Source organism: Fibrobacter intestinalis, from assembly GCF_900167415.1.
GTDB classification, from domain to species: domain Bacteria; phylum Fibrobacterota; class Fibrobacteria; order Fibrobacterales; family Fibrobacteraceae; genus Hallerella; species Hallerella intestinalis.
The window spans coordinates 1-19,088 of record NZ_FUWU01000058.1; the positions used below are offsets into that span (position 1 = coordinate 1).

The window sequence follows — 19,088 nt, forward strand, 5'->3', positions numbered from 1 at the left end:
AAAAAAATGCAAGGTTTTCAGTCATATTTTAGAAAACCTTGCAATATTTTCACAGGGTAGAAATCAATTTTCCCCAATAGTTATGCGGGTTGGACGAGATTTTAAGGGAGGACTAAATATAATATAAAATGAAAGCAAAAGAATTAAAATAAAAATGAAATGGCGAATTTCTTTTTGTTCAAATATTTTTCATTTCAAATTGAAAATTTATATGGGCGAGTTTTCTTTCAAGGATTATATTATGTTATACACCAGTCTTTGCAAGGAGTCGTAGGCGACGTGGCGATCTTGTTCGTGTAAAAAGAGAGCTTTGCCATGTGCATTGCAGTGATGGTGAAGTGCGCATGCAGGACTTGAGTTTGAGTATAAAATTCCGTTTTCTAAAAATTGGTTTTCAAAAAATGGTAGTTATGGACAATCTTCTACCAAATACTCTCAAATATTTTTCAAAGCAGCCTTTTTCTTTCACAAGGTGAACTCGGTTATCAGTTATTAGTTTTCAGTTTTCAGTTCCAACGGTCCCTGCCCTTCGACGAGCTCAGGGAGCACCTTCGACAAGCTCAGGGACCACCCTTCGATAAACTCAGGAACCGCCGGTTAGTGCACCTCGGCAAGCTCGGTAACCGCTTGTCGAACTAGTCGAAGGGCGCTAACCCCTAACTTGTTTCAAGAATTTCGCTGCCGTTTTCCATTTCTAGACTACGGCAAAATTTTGTGCTGCGCTGGTTTACGGGCGCACCGATTTCTGAATTTTTTCTTGGATTTGCGCTTCGGCATTTTTTACAGCGCTTTCTTTAACGCTGTCGATTGTCGCATGGATTTTGTGAGAAACCGAGGCCTTTACGGAATCTTGAAAGTTTTGCGCCTTTTCGGAAATTCCTGTTTTTTGAATGGAATATGAATAGAGAGAGTAGGCGAGGGAAGAGTCGCGTTCCGATTTCAAATTTCCGCTCAATGGGAGAAGGTAGAGCGTTGAAAGCAAAAGAACGCAGGGAATCAGGGCTTTGATGGCTCCCAGGATTCCGCCGCCGAGACTATTCAAAAGGGAAAAATGCCGCTTGATGAATTTGTTGATAAAGTGTCCCAAAATGCGGAGCGAAATGAACGGAATGAAAAATCCCAGTGCGCGCGAGAAAATGATAATCGTTGTTGCGGAAAGTTCCAGGTTTTCCGAAAGAAGCGGTTGCAGAATTTCCGGAAAGTAAATGACGCCGATGGCCCCGCCTATCCAAGCGGCTAAATGAATAAGCGTCTTGGCCAGACCAAAATACAGACCCAGTCCGACAAGGATAAGCAAAAAGGAGCCGCAAAAAATGTCAATCCAGTTGGCGGTCATTTTATTTGCAAATTAAAGCGGTGATAAAGGAGGCGAGAAGTGCTCCAGAAGCTACGCCTATGGCTACTCCGATTTTCAAAATTTGCAATTTGGAATTTTTGGGCAGATGGGGTAGCGGTTCGTTTCGCATCGTTGCCGTGAGCCATTCCCGCATGGGAATATCGAGTTGGCGCGGGTAGCCTTCCATAATTTGAGCCAGAGAATCCGCGGCTTCTTTGGTGGACCGGAAACGATCCTGCGGCCTTTTCTCCAGGCATTTTAAAATCCAATAGCGCAACCTGTAAGGAACTTGTGGTGGAAAATTCTTGATTTTTAATTTCAGATTTAAAATATACTGCGATGTCAGTTCCATCGATTCGCCGCGAAAGGGATTGCTGCCCATGACCATTTCGCAAACGATAATTCCCAGGCTGAAAATGTCGGATGCGTAAGTGACAGTGTAACCTCGGACTTGCTCTGGGCTCATGTAGGCGGCGGTTCCGAGAACGCTTCCCGGGATGGTCATGTCTTGCCCCGGATTGGCATCGCGGGCGATTCCGAAATCGAGCAGGCGAACGCAACCGTTTTTTTCGACCATCATATTGGAAGGTTTCAAATCCCGATGGATAATCTGGTTTGCATGGACGCAGATGAGGGTGCGTAAAATTTCGTGGGTCAGGTAGAGAACCACCCAAATAGGCGGCCTGTTTTGTACGTCGAGAATCTGTCGAAAAGTGACGCCATCTACATATTCCATAGCCAAAGCGAGTTTGCCTGTGCGTTCTTGCCATAGGGCGTAAGGATGCACAATGTTCGGGTGGTGCAAAGCGGCGAGCAAAACGCATTCCCGCTTGAACCGGGCGATCAAATCTTCATATCCGCGAAGGCTCGGCAACATCTGTTTCACGACGACCCGGCGGCAAAGCGAAGGATCGTCGCAGAGCCAAATATCACCCATGGCGCCTTGTCCGATTTTTTTCAGTGGCGTGTAGCCTCCGATTTTTGTCGGCTTGGAGCGTTTGCGAGTCGCCGTTCCGTCCTTTGTTCCGCTTTGAGTGGTGTCTTCCAGAATTGCCATAACGCTTGCAAATATATAAAATCGTCGAATTGGATTTTGTCAAATTTGACATTTGGACGGAAAACGAAACCGTTTTTGTAAAACATTTTTTTATAAAGAAATCCCAAGCATTCTTTATATAAATTTGTCGCTGGTTGGACGTGTAAAGGAGTTTTTGGTGAAATTCAATTTCGGCTTTCAAAAAGGCTTATTCTTTTTGGGGATTTTTTCCCTGTTTACAGCTTGCGGTTCAGATTCTTCGTCGGGAGCGGATATAAACGATAGCGGTATTTCATCAAGTGCCGACTCCCCGCTTTGGGAATCTTCTTCTTCGACGGATGCGCCAATTTCTTCTGCCGATGCCGTTTCCTCTTCTTCCGAGCTTTTTGTCCATCAAAAAGGATTTTCTCCGTGCCAGTTCAATTTTGGGGCAGGCTGGCAGGCCGCTCATGAAGATTCCGCATTCTACGATGGACTCGATTATATTTCCGTCTGGCTCGGCGACAACGACTACTTCAATTCTTTTGAAGAGAGAATGTTTGATATGACGCGGGTCGTTCATGCGACGCCGATGATTTATGCTTATGTTATTGCGGAATTTGGCAAGGATCACGGGCTGGACGATTGCGACGTGAAGGATTCCCAAAATTTGTGCACCGATGGGGCCGAGCTTATGCGGCAGTATTTCCAAGATTCGATTCTTTATCGTTACCGGCAATATGCGGCAGGATTTCGCGAACATATTGAAATTTTTTATCCAGAACAAAATCCGGATACAATCCAGTTCATTTGGCTTATTGAACCAGATTATTATCAGTATTCAGAGAGCGGTTCCAATCAAAAAATGGCGTTTGATAGTATAGAACAGAGGAATGGCGGCATTCCCGATGCACAAATGGGGCTCTATTTCGCACAGATTGTCGATACGATTCGAGCGTATTTGCCGGGTTCCAAAATCGCGATTGATATTTCGCCCTGGATTGCAGATGTTACCGAAGAACCGGATAAAATGGCGAATTGGTATGCGAATTTCGATTTGTCTAAAGTGGATTTTGCGAGTACTTCCGGCGGGCGAACTGCGGCAGCAAATGAACGGATTCGTTCTTCGAATAAGGCGACGTGGGCGGGAGTGGCTCAACTTTTGCAGCGTCCGATTCTCGCCGATGCAGGCTACGATGCGGGTGGTTATGGAACCGGTTACAATAAAGCGTGGGGTGTTGTGGAAAATTTGAATGCCCGCATTGCCGACGGCGTTATCGGGGTGACTCAAATGGATCCGGATTCGCTTTATCATGTCCGGGCGACAATAGCGAGAAATCAGTTGAATGCCATTCCCTGGTGCGCGGAATAAATTTGGGAAATTAGAAAAGTCGTTTCCAAAAATTGCTTGCATTAGAGTGGCTAGTTGTCAGTTTTTAGAGGTTGGGGATGAAATGCGCTACTTCCTCATCACTTAATATCGGTTGCTGCGCTTCGATAGGTTCAGCAGTCGCTTGTTGAACCGCTTTATATCATTTTGCCGCTTGAAAAGTCCGAACTTCAATATAAAATCCGCAAGAAAAATCCTGCAAAAATGCAGGTTTCAAATTTTTGGGCGTGAAATAGGGAGTAAATAGGGCTATTCTTCGCCGAAAGTCAGGATGAATTGCGAGATGGTGCGATCCCATTCGTAACGGAATTGGTAGGCGTTTCGCACGAGATAATTCCAACTGTCCTGGTTGCTGCAATAAAGCTGTTCCGCGTTTTTCAGCTTGCGGATCATCTGGTCGGGTGCGGCGGAATCGTTGACGAGCAGAGCATTGGCTGTCGAAAAGTCCGCATCGTAGTTGGAAAGCAAATTGGAACATCCGACATCCCGGCCTGTCAGGGGAACCGTTCCGCAGGCGAGGGATTTTAAAATCATGCTGGCGGATGGTTCGGTCGGGTTGGCGGCAAAAAGAATGTCGGCGCCGGCGAGAGTGGCGCGTACGGAAAGGTTATTGTTGGGAGGGATGTCGAACACCGCCATGTGGGAATTTTCTTGGCTAGCGACCGCTGTGTAATAATCCCATTTAGGACTGTTTTTCGGCGCTTTGACTACGACGAAGATGTTCAATTTGTTGATGTCGCCCAGAAGGGTTGCCAGCGTTTCGGAGGTTTTGCCGGATTCCGGACCTAGGGAGCAATACATGACCAGGCGGTTTTCAAAATCGACACCCAGGCTGGATGCCAGCGCGTCTCTCGCCTGTTTTTTGGCGACTTCTATCGGCAGATTCGTATTCAGGTTGAAGTCCCAGAAAGGGTAGTTTAGGCCGAACTGAATCCCTTTCAGTTTTTCCTTGTTCCGAACGAGAAAACCGGAAAGCCCGCCGCCCAAATGATTGTTGACGATTCCGTCGCAATAGCCGGGCGAAGGCAGAATCACTTTTTTCGCATAGAATACGCCGGCTTTGAGCAAGCTGACTTTTCCCCAAAATTCGTAACCGTTCATATTGAAATCGACCCGAGGCAGTCCAATCCGCTCGATTTCGCTTTCTTTGACGTGAAAATCGTAAGTGATGTTGTGAATGGTGAAGAAAAAGGGGATTTTGCCGAAGGATTCCGAGTAGGTCGTTCTGGCGATGGGAGCGATTAAAGCTCCTGCCCAGTCTTGTCCACAAAAGGTTGTCGGATCAAAATGGATGGCGTCCGCATAAGCGAGAGCCGCCGATGCCAGATAAGAAAAACGCAGGTGGTTGTCGCCGTAGGGGAATTTATTTTCGCCGTAGATGTCTGGCCGATTAAAGTAGTCGTCGTAGCGAATGTATGCGTAAAGGGGATTCGTTCCTGTCCACACCTCAAAGGGCATATTGCGCAGTTTTTCAATTCCTTTGAATACGCACCGGAAATTTTCCAATTCTCCCATAAGTCTGGGATAAAAGGGGGATATGGTTAAAATTTGCGTGCCCGCACGAGAAAATGCTTGGGTGAGCTGATTGACCGCTCCTGCTAAGGGACTTGGTTTTAACCATTCGCCGGCTTCCGGGCTGACAGAAAGAAACTTCAAGACTTTCTCCAAAAAAATTATTTACGAAACGAACGTCGCAGTTATGGAAAATTTAATTAAATTACGGAAAGGAAAAATTTAAATTTTCTTTTTTTCCGATAAAGGGTTAGAAAATGAAAACAAAAAATTTAATCGTTCTAATGGCGGCGTCTGCGGTTCTGCTTGCCGGCTGTAAAGGTGCCAACGAAAAGCGTGGAGACAGCTATTTGGAAGAGGGGCGTTATCAGAATGCCATCAATTCTTACTTGACCGCTAAGGGAAAGGGGAATGTTTCAAACGAATTTTACGACAATTTTACGCTGGCGATTGCCAAAAGAGCGGAAGTGGAAAGTAAAAAGGATCCGCAGAGCAGCTTGATTCACGGATTCTTTGAACAGGCGATTCAGAATCTGGGCAAGGTGCAGAGTGCCGAAAAAGCGGTGGCAATCGGCGAAGCCCTGTCCGCAGTCGGTCTGAACCAGATTTCTTCGGAAGGAGTGGAACTCGGTGCCGTTATTGACGGATTTGCCAAAATTGACACTTCCATTTCGCTGATCAATCGTCTTGGTGGCGACGCTTCCAAGGTGAAGGCGTTTAGGACGCAGGCGGAGAACGTCTATGTTTCCCGTACTCTTCCGGAAGCCTTGGAAGAAAGCGATCCGGTTGTCAAGGAATACAACTTGTTGGCGATTGAACTCATCGCGCCGAATAATGCGGATTTGCAGAAAGCGCATAACGCGAGCCGTATTGCGACCCGTCCGTATTTTCTCATCTTTGGCGAAAATATCCCGAACAAGTCCCCGCTGGTGGACAAATGGGGCTATGTAATGGCTTTCCCGAGCATCAAAATCGGGGCGACTTCCCTTTCTGGCGAACTCCAGTTCTGGGCTTCGACCGGAAACAACACCGAATTGGATCCGGCTTTGATCAAGCTGGTTTCGGTGAAGGGCGATTCCGTTTTTGCCAGCGGCAACAAGGGCTGGTGCGAAGCGGAAGTCATTGTCGGCAAGAAGGGCCAGGAAAAAGTGGAAAAGAAGCAGAAACCGTTTACCGGCAAGGGAAAATTGATGAACGAATTCCTGTGCTCGGTGAATGTTTCGTTCTCTTATCCCAAGGACTTTGTCCCGGATTATGTAGAATATAAAGACCAATTTGGCGTGGGTCGCAAGTATCTCGGCCAGTAATTCCGATTTTATTTGGGCAAAGGCGTCGCAAATGCGGCGCCTTTCTGTTTTTGCAAAAACGTTTTTTGTATTTTTGAGGACGATTTTTTACCCATCCTCAAAATAGGTATTGTCCACTTGTTCTTTCGCGTAATCGTTTTTCTGCTTGTTTTGGTTGCATTCCCCATGGCGCAGCTTTTGGATGTTCCCGAAGAATTTACGACGCCTACAACGGTTCGCCATGTCCGTGCAGAAGGGCTGGTGAATATGGATGAACGCTCCGTATTGAGCCGGGTCAGTGTTCGGGATGGCCAGGCTTTTCAACCGTCCGCATTGACGGAAAAAGTGCAAAAGAGTGTTTCGGATTTGTTTGAAACCGGTTTTTTTGACGACGTGACCGCTTGGATAGATTACCAACCGGGCAATGAAAATAAAGTGGACCTGGTTTTTCGCGTTGTGGAACTGCCCGCTTTGGATACGGTCTATATCGAAGGCTGCGATGAAATTTCCGAAGAAGATGTCCGCTTGAAAATTTCCCTTTTGCAAGGGCGTGTTTATAGCAAGAGCGGCTTGGAGCGGGATAGGCAAAATATTTTGTCGTATTATCGGGGCGAGGGCTATCTGCTGGCGGAGGTTGGTTTTCGGGAGACTCCGGTTTCGGATCATGAAAACTCCGTCACTTTTATTGTGCGCGAAGGCCCCAAGGTTCAAGTGGATTCCATTGTGATTACGGGAAACGACCACGTTCCGGCGACGGAAATTACCGACCACATGCTGACCAAGCGTTCGCATTGGTGGGGAGATGGCGAATTTAAGGAAATGCTGTTCGAAGCGGACCGCGATACGGTGTTGAACGCCATCCGGCATTTTGGCTATCTGGATGCGGAACTCAAGGAATATCGCGCGGAATATTTGCCGGATTCCAGCTGCAATTTCTATCTGGGGCGCACGGTTCCGAAAGGCCGCAAGTTGGAACTGCTTTACGGTCAGTTGAATCAAGCGATTTCCGATACGGCGAACATCATGAATCGTCTGGCGGGGCGCGTCAAGGAAAAATCGGCGCACTACTATCGTGAACACCGGACGAATTTTAATTCGGTTGCTCAGGCGGTTCCCGTGTTTGACGTGCAGGACGAAGAGACGGCTGTGATGATTTTGAACGGCATCATTACTTATGAAGAGCTGCGGAAAATTTGGCTGAAGAACTTGCCCAAGGACAGGAAGTGGAAGAATGCGAAGATTGTGGAACTGATGCAAAAGGTCCGTAAAAAACGTTATGACGAAAAATTGCTGACCCGTTACACTCTAGAAGAAGTGTTCACCGCACTGACTCCTTACGACAGCGTCACCACGTCAAAATATGTGCGCATTTATATCGATGTGAATGAGGGGCAGCGCTATTATGCGGGTGGCGTGCATTTTACGGGCAATGAAGTGCTTACCGACAAAATGCTTTCCCGCAGCGTGTACCTGGACAGCGGGGAGGTCTTTGACTATTACGCATACGAGGCGACCCGAAAAGGAATTATCGACGCCTATCGGGAAGACGGCTATCTTTTTGCTCAATACGACGAAACGCGCAGCTTTGTAAATGACAGCGTGGTGACCTTGGAATATCGGCTGCGCGAAGGGCTTCCCGCTCAGATTCACCGTGTAAATATCATCGGCAACACGAAGACGAAAGACAAAGTGATCCGAAGAGAAGTCCGCTTGTATCCGGGAGACACCTACCGCCAGTCGGCGATGGAGCGCAGCTTCCGCGAAATCATGCAGCTGAATTATTTTGACATGGTTTATCCGGACATCCAGGTTGTGGGCGATCAACAGGTGGATTTGAGTTTCCGGGTTGCCGAAAAGGAAGCGGGAACGGGACAGTTCAGTGCGGGCCTCGCTTATAGCCAGAGCGACGGATTGACGGGAACATTCGGCGTTTCCATTCCGAACTGCTGCATGGGCGACGGCCAGAGCGCATCGCTGAATGTGGAATACGGCGAAGACAAAAAGAGCGCGTCGATCAGCTTTATGGAACCCTGGTTCTTGGATTATCCAATCACCCTTGGAACGAGTTTGAGTTACGCTTGGTGGCATCGCGACGACGATCCGAACATTACACGTTACGGCGGATCCATCTATGTCGGAAAGCGTTTGAAGTGGCCGGACGATTATTTCTACGGGCAAATCGGCTACAGCTGGATGATGAACAAGCAGGGACCGAATGTGGATGGCAGCCTTGTCCGTTATTCGGGCAAAGAATCGGCGTTTACGTTCAAGCTCGTCCGCGACGACAAGAACTTGCCGCAGTTCCCGACGGATGGTTCGCGCTACGTGCTTTCGGTACAATGGGCGGATGAAAAAATCGGCAGTGATTTCAACTTTGTGAAAACGGATTTGACGGTCAAGTGGTGGTTCCCGCTTATCGGCGATCGTTTGGCTTTGGCGCTGACGAACGAATACGGCTTTATGGTCGGCGACCCGCTGCAATACAGGACGCTTTACCAGATGGGCGGCGTTTTGGGCTACGACGGCATGATGCGCGGTTACAGTTCGGGTTCCATCGGCTATCGTCGTTTGGGGCGCAGTTACCAGTATATCGGCGCGGAACTCCAGTGGGGAATTGTTCCGAATACGTTCTACTTGCTTCCGCTCTTCTTTGACGCCGGCAATGTTTTCGGCAAGCGCTACGATCCCGATACGAAAGTTTCAAAGAACCAGCCGAATCCGCTTACGGAATGGGATCCGTCTAGCTTGAAGCGGGACTTTGGATTTGGTTTCCGGGTCATTGTGCCGATGCTCGGCATTATCGGATTTGACTTTGCTTGGCCGTTGGATGTGGGCGAAACCTATTCCGGCTATGACCGCACCAGTGTCGGCGACATGGAATTCAACTTTGTCATTGGGCAGGGATTCTAATGCGTAAAAAATCGATTGTCCTTCTTTTCTGCGTTTTGCTTTTCAGCGTTCTTCCGGGATTTGCCGAAGATGGTTTGCGGGTCGCCCACGTCGATTCCAAATTGATTTTCGACGGTTACAAGGGCACGAAAAAAGCGCAGGAAGAATACGACCGGCAGGTCGCCAAATGGGAACAGCAGGCGAACCTGTTGCAAAAGGAACTGGCGGCCATCAAGGAAAAACTCGCCAAGCAATCGCTGATGCTTTCCGACGAAAAACGGAAGGAACTCGAAGCGGATTACGCCAAAAAAGATACGGAGTTGAAAGAATTTATCGACCGCGTGTATGGCCGAACGGGCGAGCTGATTACGGAAAACGAAAAGGTCAGCGCCCCGATTATCTCATTGATTAAAAAGGCGGTCACGGAAATCGCTTTGCAGGAAGGCTACGACATGGTTGTCGATCGGGCGACCGGAGCCGTCCTCTTTTGGAAAGACGAAAACGATTTGACGAAAAAAGTACTCGACTATCTGAATTCGCACTAGGCATGACGGTGAAAATCCCTGACTCAAAAACGATTTGACGGAAAATTTTGCTTTGGGCGTGCCCTGCTTCGGTGGGTCGGTGCTTCACACTGGCGAAAAAAACGTTCGTTCCTCCGCCCGTCATTGCGAGCAGCGATAGCGGCCCATGAGCCTTGGAAGCTCTGCTTCCTTTAGGCGAATTGTCCCTTTCAGGGATACTTCAACTATGGAATCAGAGATTCCTAGTTTCAGGGATGCGCAGCCGAAGCAATCTGTGCTGGCACCTCGTCATTGCGAGCCGCGATAGCGGCGTGGCAATCTTGTCAGCGGAAAAGGATTGCTTCTACACTTCGAGTATAACTCCACTAAGGTAACAAAGTTACCAAGTGTCGTATATCCACATAGAGGATAACTCCACTAAGTCAATAAATTGACAAGTGTCGTATAACCCCTGTGGGGTTCGCAATGACGGTCGCTTTCAAACGTGGCTGATTTTCTCCTTGGCAAATTCGCAATGACGAATACTACCAGTCTCCCCGAAGAGAACACAAGTTGTCGCTAGAGTCCGTCATTGCGAGCAAGCCGAAGCAATCTCTGCGACCTACCCGTCATTGCGAGGAGCAGAGCGACGTGGCAATCTTGTCAGCGGGAAAAGGATTGCTTCACCCCCTGTGGGGTTCGCAATGACGGAAAAACGCCAGACAGCAAGTCGCCAGAGTACGTCTTTTTTTGCAAACTTTACACCGTCATGGAACAAAGGAGACACGATGCGGTTCAAGGAAGCGGCGGAAAAGTGGTTTGAAAAGAAATGCTTGGGCTGGAGCGAGAGCTCCCGGGCGAAATACGCAAATATTTTGCAAAAGCATTTGCTGCCCGCGTTCAGGGATGTGAATTTGTATGAAATCAAGGTGGAAAACGTTCGGATTTTTGCGGAAGAGGGACTTTCAGGAAGGGCGATTTCTGTGAGGAACGGAAATCTGCCGGAATCCGGAGGGAATTTGCGGAAAATCAATTCGGTGGATAATGGCGATTCCGTGCTAGAATTTGAGTCGGGTTTGACGAAATTTGGTGACTCCGTGGAAGTGAAAAAAATCGATTCGGCAAGCGTGCGGAATTTTGCGGAGCGCGCTCTCGGACATTTGGCAATTCCAACGCGGCGTTTCGTGCTGGCGACGTTGCAGCAGATTTTGAAAGCGTCGCTTTCGCCGGAGGATTTTGGTGCGCTGGATTTTCCCCATGCTGGGACGATACGGAAAGGGGAAGCGGTTCCCCTTTCGCCAGAGGAACTTGCCGCGCTGATTCGTGCGCTGGAAAATTCGGCCCGGAGCCTCTTGCTGATTGCATTCACCGGGATGCGCCTCGGCGAAGCTTGCGCCCTGAAATTTTCGGACTTTGATTTTATACGAAACACCATCAAAATTCACGGGACGCTGGAACGACTGCCCAATGAAAAGGGCGAAACGGCAAATGCCGCTGGCACAAAAGGCGCAGACGAAAATCTCGCCGCCGAAATGGAAAATGCCAAGTCCCCGAAAACCGTCCGCAAGCTCTGTCCGCCGAAAAGCGAAAGTGGCCATCGGGAAATCCCCATCCCGGAAAATCTGCTCCAATGGCTGAAAAAAATGGCGAGGGAAAATCCGCCGGACAGTTTTTTGGTGAAGCACGACCAGCGGACTTTGCAGAACCATTTCAAGAAGTTCCTGAAGGCGGCGGGAATTGCAGTGGACGCCCACATCCACACCCTGCGGCACAGCTTCGCGACCCATGCGCTGACTTCCGATGCGGACCTGAAGGCGCTTTCGGTGCTTCTTGGCCACGCCAGCACGCATACGACTCTCGACCTTTACGTGCACCCGACATTTGAGAGCAAGCGGCGCGTGCAGGAGGCGTTTTGGAAATTCGTGAAGAACCCGAAGCGGGCGCAAGATCCTGCTCCGCAAAGAAATTGTGATTGTTGGGGAGAAAGTTTTGAAAAATCGGGAGGTTCCGGGCGCAAGCCGACCCAGCAGTGAATTTCGCAGAAGTACTCTTCTGCGAAAGTTTTCGTGACCGACAAGCAAAATATAAGTCGGATTTGTAAACTTGTCAATACGCAAAGGTTACAAATCCCCACCGGATCTTTGCAAGTTTGACTGAAATCAACTCCGAGGACACGAATCCTAACCCCGACAAGCGGATTTCCTTGCCGGAAGTGTTCCAACCTGTCCCCTTTTAGCTCGGTAGCGGCTCCGAGTCGGGAAAAAGTGCCGTTTAAGACTTCATCCCGAGATGCTTTTTTCGCAGAAGAGTACTTCTGCGAAAATAGGGAAAAATAAATGGCAGAACAAATCACTTGGTCTTCTGAAACGGTACTTTTTATCGGAGCCGGCGCGACCGCCCTTTTGGGCATGCCGCAGAGCGACTTGCAAACCAAGATTTTCCGTGGATTTGCAGAAAGAAAGTCTACGGATACTCTCGAGGACATCCTTTCCGACAGCACGCCTCAAAAAATTTTCGGAAAGACCCCTCCGTTCAAAGGGCGAGACCTTAAAATTATGGCGGCCTTCATCCGTTTTCTGGGCGACGACCTAAAAAAGGACTGGAATACCGTCGATGAGGAGGATATCAAAAACGGACGGATCGTATTTGGAGACGACACCGACGAAAAACTGTTCAGAAGCTGCATCGTGGAACTCCGCCGCGAGTACGACTGGAACGCCCTGAAACAGATTATACAGGTCTGCCCCCACGACGAAAGGGAAGACAACCTGATTCGCGACATCTACACCATGATAGACATGAAATTGCGCGACAGGCAAGGGATAACCGTCCGGTTAAAAAATGAGAAAGGGACCCCGTCCGAAGTCATCATCGAGCCGAACCGCCTGCCCAAGGCGAGGAACTGTCTGGTGCTGTTCACCTGCATCCTCTTTGCGAACGCCTGGTACGGCCTGAGCAAGGGCGAAAACGCGGAGATGTTTCAGAAATATGTGAACTTCATGGAATCTCTCGCCCGCCTGATGCAAAAGGAAGGCGGTCGCCTTGCCGACAAGGGCTACGAATTCAACACGCCCGCCTTCTACAGGCTTTTGAACGCCGTTGTCACCCTGAATTTTGAGACGGTGTTTTTGTGGCTGCTGTTCAACGCCAACCGCAAGGTGAACCATGCCGGTTACTATCTGCCGCAGACGGCGCAGAAGGTGGAACAGTGGCTGGACTTTGGCGTGCCGGGCAAGAGCCGTAAAATCTCGCCGGACGATAATGCCAGAAAGCCGGGCGAATTTTCCTATTCGCAGAGCGAGACCTCCGTTTTTCGCGGCAACGAATACAGAACGCCGGGTTCCCCCATAGGCCGTATCGGGAGCTTCTTCTTTGCCCACGGCTGCTGCAACTGGCGCGAATGCCCCGCCTGCGGACGGATGATGTATTATCTGGGGGACGAGTGGGGCTACAAGTCTCGGCACGTGAATCCGCCTTTCCCCGTCCCCCTGTTTGAAAACAACGACTTCAACCGCACCGAAAAAGAAAAGGAATGGAAAGCGAAACTCCGCTACGACTCTCTGGAGTGCATTTCGTGCGGAGCGGAAACCAGGGCCTGCGATGCTCCCATGATCATGCAGACCATGATAAAGGGGATGCCCACCTCCTTTTTGGACGAGGTCCAGCGTGAATCCCGGGTATTGCTCCGCAAGGCAAGACACGTGGTTCTGTTCGGCTACCAGCTGCCGCCAGACGACATCCTTTGGCAGGAGGCTTTTTCCGAGGCCATCCGTTACCGCAAGGATACGGACGATGCCGCCTATTGCACCGTGGTGGTAGGGCATTGGGGGGACAGGCGTTGGCTCTATGGCGACGAGATGATGGAATACGTCAAAAAGTACCGCTATACCAAGGATGCCGTGAGTTATGGGGCAAAGGCCATCGTAAACGCGGTCTCCATTTTCGGCAAGGAATATGTGCGGGCCTGGTGCGGTGGGATTCCGCAGGTGTTTGGCGACGGCGATGAAGCCGCAGTTAAGGAAATTCTGTTTCCGAACCATTTTGTGAACTGGAAGGGAACGAGGCTGGAATAAAATTTTCAAGGAGAATTATATGTGTTACAAGATAGAAGGCATTGTGAAATCCCTCGCGTCGGATGGTTCGTTTACCGTTCGGGGCGTGGACGGCTACTATCTGGAACGGGGCGAGAAGGCGTATAATGTGTTTTGGGAAAATGGAAATGCTGTTCTGAAGGAAATTTCTGAAGGATTTAAATTCCCTACAGATTGGCGCCAGTGGGAGTATCAAATGCTGCTGGCTGCTAAATCTGGGCAGATGAAAGTGGAATTGGAATTAGAGCTAGGAAATCCAAACGAAACGGATGTTACTAAAAAGACTTTTTCTTTACAAAAAATCTCTTTGGCATAAGGGGGAATTTTATGGCGACTTATTTCATTGACGCAATGGTCACAAAATTTTCGGTAGAGGGCGAAAATATTTGCTTTCAAATCCGAGGGACGGAAAACCATCTTTATCGGAAAAAGAAAGAAGGCGAAGAGGACAAATTCGATGAATACAATGTGTTTATAAATAAGGAAATAGTTCCAACGGATGCGAAACTTTATTATGTGAAGAATCCTTTTAGTATAGAACCAAGTAATTCAAATAATTTGCTGATTTCGGGAGCCTTCTTTTCCAATCGGAAAATTCGGTTGGAAACGGATGACAAATTCAATGTAAAAAAAGTTTCCGTTGGCAAGGATAGTATTTAAGGAGGGCAAGGAATATGATAAAATTGAGAGGAAAAACAATGGTAAAACTGAATCGTTTGGCAGGATTCCTTGCCATTCTGGCAATCTCAATTGGTCTAGCAGCTTGTAAGCAGAACAAGCAGAACGAGCTGAAAGATCCCCGCGACGGGAAGACGTACAGAACCGTGGAAATCGGGAAGCAAGTTTGGATGGCGGAGAACCTCAATTACGAAATGGATGGCAGCTATTGTTATGACAACGAGGCTACTAATTGCCAAAAGTATGGACGGCTCTACACTTGGGCCGCGGCCATGCAAGCTTGTCCGGCGGGCTGGCATCTGCCCAACAACGCGGAATGGAAGACTCTGTTTAAGACTGTCGGCAGTACGAGTGTCGCAGGGAAAAACCTCAAGTCCGAGAGCGGCTGGGACGGTAATGGCAACGGCACGGATGAATACGGCTTTTCCGTGTTGCCAGCGGGCAGCCGCAATGGCGTTGGCCTTTACGGCTACGCCGGCGAGGACGCCATCTTCTGGAGTTCTACGGAGGGCCGCAGCGGCGGCCATGCGTACCACTGTTACTTCCACTACGTCAACGAGAACGTGCACTCGATCTTACTCACCAAGGAGTTCGGGTTTTCCGTACGTTGCCTCAGGGACTAGGACTAGGGGCGGGGTAGGGCCCCCGCTCCTAGCTGCGGCCTAGCCGTAGGCAAGGCCGCCCCCTTGTTTCATCGCTGCGGTCGCAAAGAACGCAAGCCCCCAAATAGAAATCTCAACTTAAAGGACAATCAAAAATGAAAAACCGCATACTACTGTTCTTCTCTCTCGCCGCCGCTTTCGTTTTCGCCGATGGCGGGCAAAAAGGCTCGTTCACCGACCCTCGCGACGGCCAGACCTACAAGACGGTGAAAATCGGAAATCAAGTTTGGATGGCAGAGAACCTGAACTACGCCTACTTACAGCCGACAAGTAGCTTAGATTCTTCCAGCTTTTGTTACAGAAACAAACCGGATTCCTGCGCCAAGTATGGGCGACTTTATCTGTGGAGTGCTGCCATGGATAGTGCCGGGGTCTTCGGCGATGGCGGCAAGGGCTGCGGTTACGAAGTAACGTGCTCTGCAAAGGAACCGGTTCGCGGAATTTGCCCGGAGGGCTGGCATCTGCCCAGTAAAGCGGAATGGAGGACTTTAATGGAGACTGTTGGCGGTGAGGATGTAGCCGGAAAGAAGCTCAAGTCCAAGAGCGGCTGGGACGATGATGAAGGCAAACGTGGCAACGGCACGGACGAATACGGCTTTTCCGTGTTGCCCGCGGGCTACCGCAGTGGCGATGGCGATTACTACCGCGCCGGCGAGGACGCAGGCTTCTGGAGTTCTTCGGAGTACAGCGGCCTTAATGCGTACAGCTGGAACTTCTACTACGCTCGCGAGTACGTGTGCTCGCTTTACGACAACGAGAGCCACGGTGTTTCCGTCCGTTGCCTCAGGGACCTCGACTAGGGGCGGGGTAGGGCCCCCGCTCCTAGCTGCGGCCTAGCCGTAGGCAAGGCCGCCCCCCCCCTTTTCTCCCTCACCCTTGTCCCCTTAAACTTCTTCAGTATGAAATCCAGCGAACTTTTCGCGCTCGAGCATTCAAACAAATCGGAAATCCACCTGTTCCTGGCCGGCAATTTCTGGCAAGCCTGGGAAAAATCCGCCTTCTTCTTTTTTCACCGCTTTGCGCAGTACCAAGTGCATTGCCGCTATGTCAAAAAAATCCAGGCCGAGATGCTCTACTTGGGTTTTCCGCAAAGCGCGCTCCCCGTGCTGCAAGAGAAGGCCAAAGGGGAGGGCTGGAGCTGGACAGTTGTAGATGAACGTCATATCGTCGTCGCCGGATTCGTGCCGCAAACGGGCTTTGAAGATTGGAAGTCGCAACGGTTCCGCAAAGATGCGGAAAAGGGCATCCCCGATTCCCCGGAAAAGGCGAAGCCGCTTTGGGTCCCTCACGACAATTTGCTGCTTTCCCTCAAGGAATTTTACGAATGCACCAAGTATGTTTTCACGCGAACGGGCGAGGCGTCCAGGCTTTACCGCTACGGGCTGGGCGACAAGCTTCGGGGGGAATGTCTCGATTTCTTGGATATTTTGCAATGCGCCGTGCAGAAGGCTTCCGCATTCGACGGTTCCGCGGCTTACAGGCTCTACTGCCGCGTCCGCATCAAGTTGCGGTTGCTGATGGATTTTCGCCAGCTTTCCGAAAAGCAGTGGTTCTTCATCAACGAACGCCTTGAAAAAATTCAAAAAAGCTTAAGGCTGGAATCCTTTGGGCTACGGTCCACGGGAGTAAGCCCTATAGAGTCCGGCGACCCACTCCCGGCAATCGGAAACGAGGTTCTTTCAAATTGAATTTCCGTTTGCAGAGTAGAAAAAAGGACCTGCGAATCGCCCCAGGCTTCCGTGCATCCGGGCATTTGCTTGTCCGACTTAGAGCGGTCGCTTTGAAATTCCTCCGGCTTTTCCGTGTTGCCCGCGGGCAACCGCAATGGCGATGGCAATTACAACAACGCCGGCAAGAACGCAAACTTCTGGAGTTCTACGGAGAACAGCGGCAATAATGCGTACAGCTGGAACTTCAACTACGACAACGAGAACGTGAACTCGAATTACAACAACAAGAACAACGGTTTTTCCGTCCGTTGCCTCAGGGACTCTAGCTTTTTTGAGGGCGATCTTTATGGAGATGGATACATTGCGGCGGCAGCTTTTGCATGCCTATCTGGATGCCCGGAAGCACAAGCGCAATACGGTGAACCAGTTGGAATTTGAAAGGGATTTGGAATCGAACCTTTTGTCCTTGGCCTATGATTTGCACGAGCGTCGCTACGCATTGCGCCCATCGATATGCTTTATCCACGAGAAGCCTGTCAAGCGGGAAATCGTTGCCGCCCACTTTCGGGACCGGGTTGTCCATCACTTGCTTTATTCCTGGATTTACCCTCTATGCGATCGCTCCTTCATCTATGACAGTTACAGTTGCCGGGTGGGGAAGGGGACTCTGTTCGGCATTGAACGGGCGAAAAAGTTCATCATCGCCGAAAGCCGGGATTTCACCCGGGAATGCTTTGTTCTTCGCTTGGACGTGACAGGATTTTTCATGGCCATTCGCCGGGATATTCTCTATCGTCAAGTGGTCGAGCTGCTCCGCTGCCATCGGTGGGAAGGAATCCCCGACAGGGGCTTGTGCATCTATCTGCTGAAGAAGTTCATTTTTGCGAACCCCCTGGAGTCGGCAAAGTATAAAAGTCCGCCTTCGGCTTGGGACGATTTGCCTCGAAATAAATCGCTGAAATATGCGGCTCCGGACTGCGGGCTTCCCATCGGGAACTTGACTTCCCAGCTTTTTGGCAATGTCTATATGAATCCATTGGATCATTTTGTCAAGCAGAATTTGAAAGTCCGGCATTATGGCCGTTATGTGGACGACCTTCTCCTTGTCCATCACGACAAACGATTTTTACTGTCAGCTATTGAGCGTATCCGAATTTTTATGAAGGATCGGCTCTTTTTGACATTGAATGAAAAGAAGACGAAATTGCAGTCCGTCGAAAAGGGGTTTGATTTTTTGGGTGCATTCGCATTGCCTTATCGTACTTATCCGGGACGCCGCATTGTGGCAAATTTTAAGGAATGCCTGCGACGTTCAGCTTCCTTTGAGAATGGGCAAAGCCGTATTGTCAGCTACTGCGGGCTTTTGGGGCATTTTGATGCGTTTGGGATGCAAAGGAAATTGGCTAGGACTATCACCCCTAACCATCCTAACAAACACTCTTACTTCCTCCGAAAGAATCGCCGAATTGCACCTTTTACAAATTGTTTACAAATTCACCCTTGACAAAATTTCGGGCTTTCCTATAATCCCTCCCGCGCACGAAAGCTCCGCAATGGCATCCAAAAAATCTGGATGTCTTTTCTTTTTCAAAGGAGCACTATGCCCGCGCAAAATCCGCAACACTTGCAATTTTCGCAAAATCCGTCCCTCGACAGGGCCCACGACAAGGGTCCCGAAGCCGGGGAAAGCCGCATCCCGCCCATCCTCCGGGGGAAAACCTACCTGGACCCGCTCTACGACCCCGCCTTCCGCGCCTTCTTCTCCGACGAGGCCGCCCTGAAGGACTTTCTCGACGCCCTGCTCCGCCTGCCCCCGGGACGCCGCATCGAACGGCTCTCCTTCACTTTCGCGGACCCCGTGGAGTTCCGCATCCCCGGGCCGAAGACGGTGGTCTTCGACATCCACGCCTTCACCGAGGACGGACGCTTCCTGGACATCGAGATGCAGCGGGCGAAGCACTCCTTCCTCGTGGACCGGATGCTGCTCTACAGCGCGTTCCTCGCCATCAAGGGCAAGCAGGCGATGGAGTCCTCGCCGGAAAGCCTCTCCCTGGAA

The 19,088-nt window shown here is 49.9% G+C and carries 16 protein-coding genes and 1 pseudogene; 14 read left to right on the forward strand and 3 right to left on the reverse strand.

The window, feature by feature from the left end; genetic code table 11:
* Window positions 1-727 precede the first annotated feature (727 nt).
* Together B5D40_RS12570 and B5D40_RS12575 are read right to left on the reverse strand one after the other, a co-directional pair.
* A complete protein-coding gene (locus B5D40_RS12570) occupies window positions 728-1,336 on the reverse strand; it encodes a CvpA family protein (RefSeq protein ID WP_078777189.1) in 609 nt (202 codons plus the stop codon).
* Between the two features lies 1 nt (window position 1,337).
* Window positions 1,338-2,393 (reverse strand): serine/threonine protein kinase, encoded by a 1,056-nt coding sequence (locus tag B5D40_RS12575; RefSeq protein WP_073303041.1) that lies wholly within the window; start codon window positions 2,391-2,393, stop codon window positions 1,338-1,340.
* 157 nt (window positions 2,394-2,550) lie between these two features.
* Here B5D40_RS12575 and B5D40_RS12580 point away from each other — a divergent pair, with 157 nt between their 5' ends.
* Entirely contained in the window at window positions 2,551-3,723 is a 1,173-nt protein-coding gene (locus B5D40_RS12580; protein WP_143394538.1) for a hypothetical protein, read from the forward strand.
* 267 nt (window positions 3,724-3,990) lie between these two features.
* On the opposite strand, the gene B5D40_RS12585 is transcribed toward B5D40_RS12580, so the two are convergent.
* Window positions 3,991-5,397: a glycogen/starch synthase gene (locus B5D40_RS12585; RefSeq protein ID WP_078777202.1), complete on the reverse strand. Its 1,407-nt coding sequence runs from the start codon at window positions 5,395-5,397 to the stop codon at window positions 3,991-3,993.
* Window positions 5,398-5,510: 113 nt separating this feature from the next.
* On the opposite strand from B5D40_RS12585, the gene B5D40_RS12590 reads away from it, so the two are divergent.
* The 13 genes and pseudogenes from B5D40_RS12590 to B5D40_RS12650 form a co-directional block, all read left to right on the forward strand.
* Complete coding sequence (locus tag B5D40_RS12590) at window positions 5,511-6,560, forward strand: hypothetical protein (protein ID WP_073303039.1); 1,050 nt, start codon at window positions 5,511-5,513, stop codon at window positions 6,558-6,560.
* Between the two features lie 165 nt (window positions 6,561-6,725).
* The gene (locus tag B5D40_RS12595; RefSeq protein ID WP_078777203.1) at window positions 6,726-9,449 is read left to right on the forward strand and encodes a BamA/OMP85 family outer membrane protein; all 2,724 of its coding nucleotides are present in this window, start codon (window positions 6,726-6,728) and stop codon (window positions 9,447-9,449) included.
* Window positions 9,449-9,973, forward strand: a complete 525-nt coding sequence (locus B5D40_RS12600) for an OmpH/Skp family outer membrane protein (RefSeq protein ID WP_078777192.1) — start codon at window positions 9,449-9,451, stop codon at window positions 9,971-9,973. The genes B5D40_RS12595 and B5D40_RS12600 overlap by 1 nt, the downstream gene beginning before the upstream one ends.
* Window positions 9,974-10,719: 746 nt before the next feature.
* Window positions 10,720-11,964, forward strand: coding sequence for a site-specific integrase (locus tag B5D40_RS12605; protein WP_158222204.1), 1,245 nt, complete (start codon window positions 10,720-10,722; stop codon window positions 11,962-11,964).
* A 303-nt stretch (window positions 11,965-12,267) separates the two neighbouring features.
* The gene (locus B5D40_RS12610) at window positions 12,268-14,004 is read left to right on the forward strand and encodes a hypothetical protein (protein ID WP_078777194.1); all 1,737 of its coding nucleotides are present in this window, start codon (window positions 12,268-12,270) and stop codon (window positions 14,002-14,004) included.
* Window positions 14,005-14,023: 19 nt separating this feature from the next.
* Window positions 14,024-14,338, forward strand: a complete 315-nt coding sequence (locus B5D40_RS12615) for a hypothetical protein (protein ID WP_078777195.1) — start codon at window positions 14,024-14,026, stop codon at window positions 14,336-14,338.
* Between the two features lie 11 nt (window positions 14,339-14,349).
* Window positions 14,350-14,682, forward strand: coding sequence for a hypothetical protein (locus B5D40_RS12620; protein ID WP_078777196.1), 333 nt, complete (start codon window positions 14,350-14,352; stop codon window positions 14,680-14,682).
* Between the two features lie 38 nt (window positions 14,683-14,720).
* Window positions 14,721-15,323, forward strand: coding sequence for a fibrobacter succinogenes major paralogous domain-containing protein (locus B5D40_RS12625; protein ID WP_233134341.1), 603 nt, complete (start codon window positions 14,721-14,723; stop codon window positions 15,321-15,323).
* A 134-nt stretch (window positions 15,324-15,457) separates the two neighbouring features.
* A complete protein-coding gene (locus B5D40_RS12630; protein ID WP_078777198.1) occupies window positions 15,458-16,162 on the forward strand; it encodes a fibrobacter succinogenes major paralogous domain-containing protein in 705 nt (234 codons plus the stop codon).
* A gap of 99 nt (window positions 16,163-16,261) precedes the next feature.
* Window positions 16,262-17,050, forward strand: coding sequence for a four helix bundle protein (locus B5D40_RS12635; protein WP_078777199.1), 789 nt, complete (start codon window positions 16,262-16,264; stop codon window positions 17,048-17,050).
* Between the two features lie 108 nt (window positions 17,051-17,158).
* Window positions 17,159-17,470 (forward strand): annotated as a pseudogene (locus tag B5D40_RS12640) (FISUMP domain-containing protein); the annotation flags it as partial.
* Entirely contained in the window at window positions 17,385-18,536 is a 1,152-nt protein-coding gene (locus tag B5D40_RS12645; protein ID WP_158222206.1) for an RNA-directed DNA polymerase, read from the forward strand. The pseudogene B5D40_RS12640 and the gene B5D40_RS12645, both read left to right, overlap by 86 nt.
* Window positions 18,537-18,632: 96 nt before the next feature.
* Window positions 18,633-19,088: PD-(D/E)XK nuclease family transposase (locus B5D40_RS12650; RefSeq protein WP_200804179.1), on the forward strand; the 456-nt coding region annotated here is incomplete at its 3' end.